This is a genomic window from Sinomicrobium endophyticum, from assembly GCF_052983315.1.
Genome location: NZ_JBRKIS010000018.1, coordinates 335,403 through 347,348, shown reverse-complemented (window position 1 = coordinate 347,348; position 11,946 = coordinate 335,403). Strand labels below are relative to the sequence as shown.

Genomic DNA, 11,946 nt, shown 5'->3' with positions numbered 1-11,946 from the left:
AAACCAACCCTTTATGTACTCTGTACTTGACAAAGATACGATAGAATTGGAAATAGTTCCTTACATACCTAAAACTCATCGAGGATTTGCCCCGACCGTTCCATTGGTTGAGATTGTTAACGCCATCCTCTACAAGCTCAAGACCGGTGTGCAGTGGCATCAAGTGCCTGTAAAAGCCCTTTTTGACAGTAAAGTGCTAAGTTGGCAATCGGTTTACTACCATTACCGGAAATGGTGCTTGTGCGGTTTTTGGAAAGACTGTTGGGTGAGCTTCCTCAACCGCCATAAATCAAAACTTGACCTTTCCAGTGTGGACCTGGATGGCAGTCACACCTCGGCCATCAGGGGCGGGGAACAAGTGGAATACCAAGGCCGTAAGAAGCGCAAAACCACCAATGCCCTATACCTTAGCGAAAGGCAGGGACTACCTTTAGCTATGTCTGAACCTGTTGCCGGCAATCATAACGACCTGTATAACATTGAGGTGCAGTTCGAAGTAGTCACTGGTACTCTGGAAGATGCTGACCTCCGTGTGGATGGGTTGTTCCTCAATGCTGATGCGGGCTTTGATTCCAAGGATTTCCGACAGGCTTGTGCCCAAAAGGAAATCAATGCCAATATCTGTTTCAACAGGCGTAACAGTGACAAGGACAGAGATGACTATTTTGACAAAGAACTTTATGACCAGCGATATGCCATCGAGCGAACCAATGCCTGGATGGACAGTTTCCGGTCATTACTAAACAGGTTTGACACCACCGTGGCAAGCTGGACAGGGTTTAACTATCTTGCTTTTATTGTGTTAGCTTTGAAAAAGTTCAAACCCATCAAAAAGAAAAAAGTTTAAACGAATTCTATATGCAAAAACATATAAAACAATATCATTTTTCATTTTTATATGTAAATGCATATAAAAAAATTACAACTGTTTAAACTGATTTCCTTTTTCGGTTAACCTATATCATTGCTTACTACTTTATGGATTTATCCGGAATAGTTGTCTCCATTTATGAATTTTGGCTTTTCATTACCACTGAATATAGATGATTATTAAACTTGCGGGGTACATGCGGGGTACATGCGGGGTGCTTGGGGGGTACTTGCGGGGTGCTTGGGGGAGTATATGCTTACGGGTTTAATCGGTCGCGACTGACCTCCAATGGTTGTAATTGGTCGGGAAACTTTTATGGCTATAAAATCAATTTTTCGCTTCAATTCCCTTTCGAATAACCGTAGCACGTTTTGTAATTCGTGTTTATTATAGTCTTAAAGACTTTGAATGGATATTTTTGATATGTAATAGGTTAGATGATGAACGGATAACCAATCTGCTTGTCCCAATTTTAGTAAATATTTGGGACAAATATGGGTAAAGTATAGGGAACATGAGCCAATTCAATCTTTTAATCGGCTCATGAAATATAATTGGCGATATAAAAACTGGCCTCAATTTACATAAGATGCGGATGCCATAGATCATATAATCCTGGAATTCGCATCGGAAACGGGAGAGGTAAAAGGAATTGTTGACGGTTTGTCTGCCGAATTTCAGCAGGAAACCCTGTTGCAGTTTATGATCGACGAAGCTATAAAAACCTCCGAAATTGAGGGAGAATATTACAGCCGGCAGGATGTAATGTCTTCTATTAAAAATCGCCTGGGGTTATCTCCCGAATTGGAAAAAATAAGAGATGTCAATGCCAGGGGGATTGCGGAGCTTATGGTGGAAGTGCGGCAGGATTATGCAAGCTCGCTTACAGAAAAACTTATAAAGCATTGGCATAAAATCCTGTTTTCCGGTTCTCGTCTTATTCGTGGCGGGCAATACCGGATGGGAGCGGAGCCGATGGTCATTGTTTCCGGTAGCTATGGAAGGGAAGTCATTCATTATGAAGCTCCCTCATCAGAAAAAGTTTCGTCCGAAATAAAGCAGTTTGTCATTTGGTATAGTAAGTATGTAACAGAACCAAAAGACCTTAAAGGAGCTTTGATTAAAACCGCTATTGCCCACTTATATTTCGAATCCATACACCCGTTTGAAGATGGTAACGGGCGAATTGGCCGGGCCATTGCGGAGAAATGTCTGTCGGAATCCATAGGACGTCCGTTGGTCATGAGCCTTTCTACAGCTATAGAGTGAAATAAAAAAGCCTATTACGATTCGCTTAAAGCGGCACAAGGATCTCTTGAAATAACAGATTGGATCGGTTATTTTTCCGAAATCATACTGCAAGCCCAGAAGCATGCCAAAAAGATTATTCGTTTTACACTGGATAAGGTGAAGTTCCTGGATAAATACAAGGCGGAATTCAATGAACGTCAATTAAGAGTTATTCTTAAAATGCTGGATCGAGGAATTGATGGTTTTAAAGGAGGGATGACGGCTAAGAAATATATGTCCATTACCAGAACATCCAAAGCTACGGCAACAAGAGATTTACAGAGGTTGGTGAAAATGGGGGCTTTGCTATCCGGAGGAGCGGGGAGGGCTGTTTATTATGAATTGAATATGCCTGATGGCATATAAAAAATAAAGTTATATCTTCAATCTTTTATACCAAAGAGACTATTTTTTCATTTGGCTCAGTTTCATATCACGTAAAGCCTGTGATATGGAAAAGCGTAAAAATAGTGATAAACACAATCCATAAAATACCGGATGTATTTATTGCTGTTATGTTTGGTGACAATGCGGTCAAAAACACGCCGGAGCAAGAGCGTTATGAGTAGTGAAAAAACATACTTGCCTGTGTTCATAAGGAAGTGCTATAAAATATACCTAACATGTTAATTCAAATCGTCATGCTATAAAAAAAATGCTGAAAGCTACGGGTTATAAGGGTTTTTAAGGAACGTATGTTAATTTTTAGTGGACATGGGAGTAAAATATGTGCGGTATTCGATCAATCTTCATATCTTGTAAATACTAAAACGGATTCACTAATTAGAAGTTTTATTTATGCTGGAAGATGTTATAAAAAAAATATTAGTGTTCAGAGATGATCGAGACTGGAAACAATTTCACAATACTAAAGATTTGGCAGTTGCCCTCAATATTGAAAGCTCTGAATTATTGGAATTGTTTTTATGGAAGGACAATGAAGAGTTTGATCTGGAAAAGTTAAAAGAGGAACTAGCAGATATTTTTATTTACGGTTTACTTTTAGCCAATAAGCATCAACTGGATTTTTATCAAATAATCGAAGAAAAGTTGAAAAAAAATGCCGAAAAGTATCCTGCAGCAAAATCTAAAGGAAGCAATAAAAAATACAAAGAATTATGAATGAACAAGTATTGATTTATGAGGTGAAAAGTGGGGCAGTAAATAATGCAATTCAACTTTTCAGCAGTGATTCTAATTATTTCTATTGGAATGAAACTAAATTCAAAAATCTTTCACTTGAGGATTATGTATTTATTGTAAATAGGACATCGAGATGGATTTTATTTACAGTATTAGATAAAAAAGGGATAGTTACTCAAAACGATGATAGTACAACATTTTTTGAGGATAATAATTCCAGTTTTAGAATAAGCGGTAAATGGGATGAATTTATACGGTTAAAAATCTTATATAAAGTTGATATTCCTAATGATTGGCAATGGCAAAGCTTAGGAAGCAGTGAAATTACTTATCTTTTTGGACCGAGAATTAATTTAAAAAGTTCCGAGAATAGAATAAAAAATATCCAACAACTCAAAGACTTATTTGACAATTATGCTAAAGCAAATGGTGTGTTGGAAAATTGCTTAGCAGCTTTTGGTAGTAATTATACGCCAAGTATTCAGTTTAGTCATTCTGAAATTAATAAAAGAGACATCCCCGATAAAATGAAATATGAAAATATACTAACCGCAATAAAAACTAAACCGTTTATTCTTCTTGCAGGTATTTCAGGTACAGGTAAATCAAGATTAGTAAGAACATTAGCTTACAAAACATGTAGCGAAAAATCTTTGAGAAAAGAAGAGAAGCCGGGTAATTTTGAATTAATACCTGTAAAACCTAATTGGCATGATTCATCTGAATTATTGGGTTACATCAGTAGAATAAACGGGGAAAAATATGTTGTTACTTCGTTTTTAAAGTTTATAGCTAAAGCCTGGAAGTATACCGAAATTCCATTTTTTCTATGTTTGGATGAGATGAATCTTGCACCGGCAGAACATTATTTTGCAGAGTATCTGAGTATTCTGGAGACTAGAAAAAATAAGAATGGAGATATAAAAACTGATTTTTTACTGTCAAAGGATATGTTTGATAACGAGAGAATATATCAACAGATATTAAAAGATTTGAATTTAAATGATGATGGTTTTAAAGAAGGAATTCCTATTCCTGAAAACCTGATAGTAATGGGTACGGTAAATATGGATGAAACAACGCATTCTTTCAGCCGTAAAGTTTTGGATAGGGCAATGACCATAGAAATGAATGATATTGATTTGTCGAGGGGGTTGAGTATGGAATATGAAGATTGGTCTTATCCAGATGATTTTTTGAATAAAAATCATGTTGTAGGAAGCTTTACTTCTGGTGCTGAAGTATATCAACAGGAAGATTACAGACAAAAAGATGAAGTATTAGGTTTTCTTAAAAGAATAAATTCTATCTTGGAAAACTCACCTTTTAAAATTGCATATAGAGTTAGGGACGAATTTTTAATTTATTGTTATTATGCTTCAAAAAATAAATCCGGAGATAATTGGCTGAAAGAAGCTTTAGATATAATGCTTCTTATGAAGGTTCTTTCTCGTATAGAAGGAGATGAAATTAAAACAAAACATGTTTTAGATAAACTCCTGTCTGAATTAGATGTGAATTATCCAAAATCAGCAAGTAAAGTCAAAGAAATGTTATTCAAACTTAATGCTACTGGCTATACATCACCTTGGTCGTAATGGAAGTTGTTAGAATTGATCATATTGATTTTGAATTGATAGTTAAATGCAACAATTTTGAAAGAACCTTTCAAAAGGCATTTAATAAGCAAAAATCATTATTAACTTGTACATCTTATGAGGTTAGTGAGGGCAAATTATTATATGCTTTTTATCCCGATTTTAAGTTAAAAGAAAATCTTTCGAAAAAAACAACGAATCCCGTTTTTTTCGAAAACAAAGAATATTTTTTTAGCATACGTTTTAAAGATAAAAATGAAATTGAAAAACCATTTATTTTTTCAAAGACCAAAGAATTTGAAGAAAAATTCTTTTATGAAGAAGAAATAGGTTTCCTGGCAGGAACCGTAAATTTTGGAAATGATATTGGTAAGAGTTCTTTTTCTTTTAAATATTCTAAAAGTTCTATAATCCAAAAATTCACTTTTGAATTTGAAGTTTTCCCAATTAAATTAGATTATAAGAACGATTACTTAACGATTCTGAATGATATCAGTAATGAATATTCTTATTTAGTTTTTGATTTTCTAAAAAAAACGTACTCCAATTTTAAAACTGGTGGTTCAAATAATACAGATTTGATTTGGTGGCAGATTTTCGGAGGGCTATATTCTGATTTCATTGCAGCTTCAAAATTTATACTAAACAGGCCTCACCATAAAATAATACCTAAATCTCAATATGTACGAGCCGATAAAATCAAAGTATGGAATTCTTCTTTAGAAGAAAAGTATCTCAATTATAGCCATTTGCCAAATAAATTACACAAAACCAGTTATAAAGAGTTAACGACTGATACGCTAGAAAACCGTTTTCTAAAATATTCGGTAACAATAATTGAATCAAAATACAGGAAAATTAAGGATTTTATTGAACGGAGATATAGTCATGTGATTACAGATGCTTTCAAAGTACAATTGAATGAAATCGGGTTTGAATTAAATGCTTTAAAAAACAATCAGTTTTTTAAGTCTGTTGGGAATTATTCCGGTATTCGACAGGAATCACTGGTATTGCAGAAAGCAACAGGATACAGTACTGTTTATAAATCCTGGATAATGCTAAAAAAAGGGATTGAGTTTTTTGAAGGCTCACAGGAGCTAGAAATGAAGAATGTAGCTGAACTGTATCAGATTTGGTGTTTTCTGAAGATAAAGAATATGCTTCAGAAAATTTTAAAGAAAGATAACCCGGATGAAATAGATTTAGCTGAAATTACCGGTGACAAATTCTTATTTAAAATACAGCGTGGATTAAAATCGAAGGTTAGTTTTATAACGGAGAAAGGTGATATTATTGATCTTTATCATGATTTATCATTTGATTTGAATAAAGGAGAAGTAAAATCATACACAGTTAATCAAAGGCCCGATATAGTTTTAAAAATTACTCGTAATGAATTAATGGAAAATTATTCGGCAACTTATTTGTTTGATGCAAAATATAGAATTGCATCAGATCTGGATGATTCATTACCGGACCTCCCAACAGATGATTCCATAAATCAAATGCATAGATATAGAGATGCAATATATTATGTGAATAAGGAGAATAATAAACCCGAAAAAGAAGTTATTGGAGGGTTCATATTATTTCCTGGGGCTGGAGATACTAATGCAATAAAACAATTAGATTATTACAAATCTATTGACAAAGTAAATATAGGAGCATTTCCCTTACTTCCAGATAACTATCAAACAAAAGAACTTTTAGAAAATTATTTGAAATCCATATTGGATATCGATACAGAGAATGCATTAAAAGAGATTATACCACATAAAAAAATCTCATATCAAACAGTGAATCCATCTGTATTAATCGGATTTGTTCCCTCTGACGAACATGCAAAGTGTTTTGAATTTTCGAAAATGCCTTTTTATTATTCTGGAAAGAATAAGCCTTCAAGATTTGGTTTCAATAATCTAAAATATTTTGCTCCTTATATCAAGGGTAAGGGAATTAAAGAATTTTATGAGATTTTATCTTATGATATCATTGAAAGAGATAAAATATTAAATGCACCCAATTCAGATGATAATTCTGAAAGATTGGTGATATGGTTAGGTGAAAAAAGGTCGATCTCAAATGGAAATTATTTTAAAATTTCAAACGGATCAATTGGTCAGACTCCATACAGATACACAAACTTTAAAAACATCAGAAATCCCGTTGAGGGAAAAATTGAAGTAATGACTTTAAAGAGAAGTAAATAAAAGCTCCAAACGGATTGGATATTTTGCCCTAAATCTTTTTGTTTTTTACATCCTTTCCAAGGAAAGCGATAAAATTACTTCCAATATCATTAAATGTAAATAAGTGCCATAATATTTCCAAATGAGGTACAAAAAATACCTCTTTAGCGTTTGAGGTACGACAAAGGTACAAATTTGTACCTAATGAATGGATAATAACGCAAGCTATTTATTGATTGGGAAGTGCTAAAACTTACTTGTTCATAGGGTTTTATGTTGTTTCCTATATGTTTTGTGGTGGTTATTTCCCGATACAATATCTTTCACAGCTTGTATTTACAGGGGTTGGAGTGGGAGAGGTGTAATTTTGGTGTAAGAGTTTAGTTATCTTTTTTGATGATTTATTGGTTGGGAAGTAAAGGTATTGTTTATTCTATTTCGTATAAATGTCCTTTTTTAGGTTCTCCCTTTTCTTTGTTTACAATTGTTGGCATGATCCAAACCAATTTAGATTCAGTTAAATTTACTCCAAATTTTTGATTTCTCCAATGACCTCTCCTCCAATGAGCAGCTACTTCTTTACCTGTAGATTCTTTAGGTGGTATTGTTTTGATTCTGTATCCGACATACTTTATTTTGGTAAACCCACTTTCTGAAATGTTGGTCTTTGCAGTCTCTTTCTTTTTTTTGGTGTTAGCTTTTTCTAACTTAGTTTTAAGGTGAATAGGCAGGTCTTCAGGATATTTTTCTGTTACGTCTGACTCTTTTGTGGTCAGGTAGAGAAGGCAGTTTATAGCTAAACTTATAGTTCTGTCAACAAATTGTTTATGAATAAGATATAGGTCTATTTTGGTATCATCATCTCTTTCGTCAAATGTATATTCACCTACAAATCCTTTCTTGTCAAATTTAACTGCATCTTCAACTGTTTTTAAATTGTCTTTTCTGTCGAGAAATAGCAGCATAGAGTGAAATCCTCTCTCCGAATCCCAACACAAATCTTTATTTATTGTCCAATACTTCTCAATATAATCTCTACCTACAAAATCAATGTTAATGGCTCTCTCAAAGGATTGTCCATCGTCTCCGTCATCTTGTTCGTCTCGAATAAACACTCCATCTATGAACTCATTGCCATTTTCTTCAAATGGTATTTTCGCTTCTGACAGGTCAATATAGAGGGAAGAGTAAGGCAACTTGATTAAGGACAAATCTATATCAAGTACATCAGTTTCTCTTAGAAGTTCGACAAGATTTTTTGAAAAGTGAAAAATATTTTTTCCTCCATTTTTCCATTCTTTCCATAGATGAAACTCTTGATAAACATATGCCTTTTTAACACCAACTTTTTCACTTTCAAAATGTGGTTTTCGGCACTCACGATAGAGTCGATTTTCGTCTTTTAGGTACTTTTCATATTTGTTGTCCTTCGCAATTTGGTTTGGATAATATTCTGAAAATTTCTTAGTCATTCGTCCGTGTCTATTGTGTTAGTTTGTCCACACCTTTATTATTGGCTCTCTATATTCTTCGTCTTTTTCCTGTAGTTCAATTTCTCGTTTGTCTGTGTTTATGTTTAGATAAATTTCCGAATACAAATTTTCGTCATTTTCTTCAAAAAACAGTTTCAGTTTATAATAGTCGCTTTTGTCAAGATTGACAGATTTATCATTTAGTGAAAAGGCTGTCGCTGAAACTACTTTCTCGGTAAACTCTTTGTCAGTTGGTTGTTCGTATAATTCGGCTAATGCTCTTACCAATTCATCACTTTCTTGTCCAATCGATTTAAGTTGAACTCCATTCAATATAAATCTATTTTTTGAGGCAATTTCATCTTCAATTATACCTGCACTAATTTCTGAACTTACTTCAATCTGAAGTCCAACAGTTTTGTTTTTGTAAAGTCCTTTTGCAATATAAATGTGTGAAGTGTCTGTTTTCGCGTCTTCGATAATTTTTAGAAAAATGTCAACAAAACCTTCTTTTGGGCCAATTCGTGAAGCAATTTCTTCAAATATAGTGTTGTTGCTTGCCTGCGCATTATTGTTGATGTTCTTACAACCAAATAAGAATGAAAAAAGAGCCATAAGGATTATTGTTGTTAGTTTATTTGACATATCTACTGTCTTGTTACGATATCGTCAGAGAGTTGCTACAAATGATTTTGTGCATAACTTGTTGCGGAAAATGTCTGCAGGACTTTTCCTGCCGTAGCTTTAAAGGTAGCAAAATTGCAATGAATTCGGACAAGGAATTCAGGGGCAATGAGCTATACACGGTGTTAGGCAACGTATTTATTTAATTCCGTTCATAATCATTACACTAATTTCTTTTTCTGTAAACAACTCAAAGAAACTTTTGTAGATTTTATTCGTACACTTTTCAATTTTCTTTTCGAGTACAGATATTATAAAATTCAATAATTTTTCAATCTCCAAAACTCTATCTTCTTTAAAAGAAATATCTTTTAATTGTTTGAACCTAATTTGAGTATTTTCGTCGGGTCGTCCAACAGGAAAGACCATAAATGCAATTCCAGCTTCACTATCTGTTTTTCCACGATGAGCAATAAATTCGTGTCTCAATCCCATAATGAATTCATGAGTTTTAATAAAATCTTCGTGATTTTCAAATATTTTTGATGGTTCTAATTTTGGTGATTTGCTTTTACTTGCATCGGTAAAACATTTTCCATAATTCGAAATCAACGTGTAATTCAGTGCAGACCTTATGACAGTGTCCGTTGGAATTGTCCTTAAATATTCAATATATTGAAGTGATAATAAAATGTCCTCACGCATTGAACAATAAGCAATAAAATTTTTCGAAAGAAATCCTGGAATAGCAACAACGTTATTTTCAGTTCCATATTCGGCAACTGCTTTTTTTATCAAATAGATTAGTTTTTCGTCTTGTGTTTCCATATGTTGCCTAACATCCAAATATACACAATCTTCCTTTTACAACTGTATGTAAGGCTTCCCTAAACCCATAAAAAACATGGTTCCCAAAGCATTACGTCTTGAATGAAAATATTTTAGCTTTACATTACCACTGAATATATATGATTATTGAACTTGCGGGGTACTTGGGGAGTGTATGTAAAATAGCTCTTTTCCTTACGGGTTTAATCGGTCGTAATCGGTCGCGACTTACTTCAATGGTTGTAATCGGTCAGGGAATTCATGGGCTTACCTAAAAAGGGAAGCCTACAGTTTAATATCTCTAAATTTTATAATTGGTTCAATTTATTTTCTATTTCTTTCATTCTTTCTATGAGTTTTTCCCACGGCAGACTTTCGCCCACAATCATATTTTCCTGCATGGTTTTATAATCCTGTTCCCAATCTTTGATAACCGTATCTGGTGGAATAATGCTTAATTTTCCCTTTTTGTGACGGGAATAATCCAGACCACGCAAAGGAGTTACTTTTTTTCGATGTGCTACTATGGTTTCAAATAGCTCATCATCCTCTATAGCTAATTTACCATGTGAGGTGTCCATTAATTTTTCCAAATCGTACAAATGCCTGGTAAGCCTATCGGTTCTTATTTTTTCCGTTGGCTTAGAAAACTCTTCATGCAGTAACAGGGCTTTTTCAAGAAAGGTTTTTGCAGGAATTACTACCTTGGCATTAAAAGCTGGCAATGCAAAAGACAGATCTTTGTATTGCTCATCTATATAAGAGTAAATAGATCGGTTTTCGGAAGGTTCGGTTAACGAGCGTGCACCCATTTCCAACAAAACCCGTGGTTGAATATAGGCGTTTCGGTTGGAGGTAAGGGACTCGTATATTATTTCCAGGGTATTAGGGTCGCTTGTATCATCTACATGATCGTTATATCGTATTTCGTATTGATGGTCTTTTATTCCTAATAGGGTAATTTGCTCCGTTAATGCTTCCCGAAATTCCGTAATAATAAATTTACCGGATGCTTTTCGCAGTTTCTTGATTTTGGTTTTTGAGTTCAATTCATCAAAACCCAGTAAATGCCTGTCAATAATTAAATCAATGTCTTCTGAAAAGCGCTCGATAAGCTGATAGGCTTTACTTAACGAAGTACCTCCTTTAAAAAAAATGGAACCGGCATATCGAGTTTTAAAAACTGCTCTTAACACCAGGCAAACCCACCAGTCTTTTTCTATCACATAGGTAGGTAAGCCGGTTTGTGCACTTACTTGCTGCAATATTTGTTGCCTTTGTTCCGCGTTGAGATTACTCCACATCGTTGTCAGGTTTATAAAGTTTACGGACTGCTTTCTGAATCCATACCGGGGCGTATGGCAGTTGTTTTTCAATAACTTTGGATTCGAGTTGTTGTATAGCAGGTTGTATTTTTACCAAAAAATCTTCGGTAGCTTCTTTTTGCCCTTTTTCTTTAAAAGCCTGAACAATAAGCTGTAGCAGTTCGTCTTTAATGGCAAACGTTTTGGGCGCAGTTTTTTTGAATTTTATGGTGCGGTTGCCGATTTTTATTTCTCGTTGCGAACCGTCAGTAAGGTACACGGTTTTTAGCGGCACCTGAGTGGTAAGGCCCAAGAGATACAATGCCAGTACACCTGTAGGTGCTATTCGTGCCTTGTCTCGTTTGGTAATTTGCCGGGCAATTTCTTCAGTATCCGGGTAAATGACACCAAGGATCTCGTCTGTTTTAGGTTTGAGGTAAATGCCGTGGGCTAAACGCACCAATAAACCTTCTTTTTCTAAACGAGACAAGACTTGACGTATGTTATCCGGAGAGGCATAGGCGCTAAAATCATCGGCGAAAAATAATGAGCCTCTCGAAGATTTTAATATTTTTGTTTCTATTTCTTTTTTAGGCACTTACAGTTATTTTTTTATAATTTATT

Annotated in this window: 11 protein-coding genes; 6 read left to right on the top strand and 5 right to left on the bottom strand. The window is 34.4% G+C overall.

Annotation, left to right across the window (positions count from 1 at the left end):
• Positions 1-13: 13 nt before the first annotated feature.
• The 6 genes from ACVBDU_RS06200 to ACVBDU_RS06170 all read left to right on the top strand — a co-directional run bounded on the left by ACVBDU_RS06200 (position 14) and on the right by ACVBDU_RS06170 (position 7,115).
• Positions 14-847, top strand: a complete 834-nt coding sequence (locus tag ACVBDU_RS06200) for an IS5 family transposase (protein WP_447177729.1) — start codon at positions 14-16, stop codon at positions 845-847.
• Between the two features lie 624 nt (positions 848-1,471).
• On the top strand, positions 1,472-2,140 hold the full coding sequence (locus tag ACVBDU_RS06195; RefSeq protein ID WP_447178900.1) for a Fic family protein: 669 nt from the start codon (positions 1,472-1,474) through the stop codon (positions 2,138-2,140).
• Positions 2,141-2,278: 138 nt separating this feature from the next.
• Positions 2,279-2,527, top strand: coding sequence for a Fic family protein (locus tag ACVBDU_RS06190; RefSeq protein ID WP_447178890.1), 249 nt, complete (start codon positions 2,279-2,281; stop codon positions 2,525-2,527).
• A gap of 432 nt (positions 2,528-2,959) precedes the next feature.
• A complete protein-coding gene (locus tag ACVBDU_RS06180; RefSeq protein WP_447178888.1) occupies positions 2,960-3,283 on the top strand; it encodes a nucleotide pyrophosphohydrolase in 324 nt (107 codons plus the stop codon).
• Positions 3,280-4,902: an McrB family protein gene (locus tag ACVBDU_RS06175; RefSeq protein ID WP_447178887.1), complete on the top strand. Its 1,623-nt coding sequence runs from the start codon at positions 3,280-3,282 to the stop codon at positions 4,900-4,902. The genes ACVBDU_RS06180 and ACVBDU_RS06175 overlap by 4 nt, the downstream gene beginning before the upstream one ends.
• Positions 4,902-7,115 carry a DUF2357 domain-containing protein gene (locus tag ACVBDU_RS06170; protein ID WP_447178886.1) on the top strand — a complete coding sequence of 738 codons (2,214 nt, stop codon included), beginning with the start codon at positions 4,902-4,904 and terminating at the stop codon, positions 7,113-7,115. The genes ACVBDU_RS06175 and ACVBDU_RS06170 overlap by 1 nt, the downstream gene beginning before the upstream one ends.
• Before the next feature lie 407 nt (positions 7,116-7,522).
• Here ACVBDU_RS06170 and ACVBDU_RS06165 read toward each other — a convergent pair whose 3' ends face one another.
• The 5 genes from ACVBDU_RS06165 to ACVBDU_RS06145 form a co-directional block, all read right to left on the bottom strand.
• Positions 7,523-8,566, bottom strand: a complete 1,044-nt coding sequence (locus ACVBDU_RS06165; RefSeq protein ID WP_447178885.1) for an AcrVA2 family anti-CRISPR protein — start codon at positions 8,564-8,566, stop codon at positions 7,523-7,525.
• An 18-nt stretch (positions 8,567-8,584) separates the two neighbouring features.
• On the bottom strand, positions 8,585-9,211 hold the full coding sequence (locus tag ACVBDU_RS06160; protein WP_447178884.1) for a hypothetical protein: 627 nt from the start codon (positions 9,209-9,211) through the stop codon (positions 8,585-8,587).
• Between the two features lie 177 nt (positions 9,212-9,388).
• A complete protein-coding gene (locus tag ACVBDU_RS06155; protein ID WP_447178883.1) occupies positions 9,389-10,018 on the bottom strand; it encodes a hypothetical protein in 630 nt (209 codons plus the stop codon).
• A gap of 308 nt (positions 10,019-10,326) precedes the next feature.
• Positions 10,327-11,322, bottom strand: a complete 996-nt coding sequence (locus tag ACVBDU_RS06150; RefSeq protein WP_447178882.1) for a nucleotidyl transferase AbiEii/AbiGii toxin family protein — start codon at positions 11,320-11,322, stop codon at positions 10,327-10,329.
• Positions 11,312-11,920 (bottom strand): DUF6088 family protein, encoded by a 609-nt coding sequence (locus ACVBDU_RS06145; protein WP_447178881.1) that lies wholly within the window; start codon positions 11,918-11,920, stop codon positions 11,312-11,314. The genes ACVBDU_RS06150 and ACVBDU_RS06145 overlap by 11 nt, the downstream gene beginning before the upstream one ends.
• Between the last annotated feature and the right edge of the window lie 26 nt (positions 11,921-11,946).

Bases quoted from the DNA above. Each gene is read 5' to 3' on its own strand.
- ACVBDU_RS06175 (WP_447178887.1), top strand. From the start codon at position 3,280: ATGAATGAACAAGTATTGATTTATGAGGTGAAAAGTGGGGCAGTAAAT.
- ACVBDU_RS06170 (WP_447178886.1), top strand. From the start codon at position 4,902: ATGGAAGTTGTTAGAATTGATCATATTGATTTTGAATTGATAGTTAAA.
- ACVBDU_RS06165 (WP_447178885.1), bottom strand. From the start codon at position 8,566: ATGACTAAGAAATTTTCAGAATATTATCCAAACCAAATTGCGAAGGAC.
- ACVBDU_RS06155 (WP_447178883.1), bottom strand. From the start codon at position 10,018: ATGGAAACACAAGACGAAAAACTAATCTATTTGATAAAAAAAGCAGTT.
- ACVBDU_RS06200 (WP_447177729.1), top strand. From the start codon at position 14: ATGTACTCTGTACTTGACAAAGATACGATAGAATTGGAAATAGTTCCT.
- ACVBDU_RS06160 (WP_447178884.1), bottom strand. From the start codon at position 9,211: ATGTCAAATAAACTAACAACAATAATCCTTATGGCTCTTTTTTCATTC.
- ACVBDU_RS06150 (WP_447178882.1), bottom strand. From the start codon at position 11,322: ATGTGGAGTAATCTCAACGCGGAACAAAGGCAACAAATATTGCAGCAA.
- ACVBDU_RS06180 (WP_447178888.1), top strand. From the start codon at position 2,960: ATGCTGGAAGATGTTATAAAAAAAATATTAGTGTTCAGAGATGATCGA.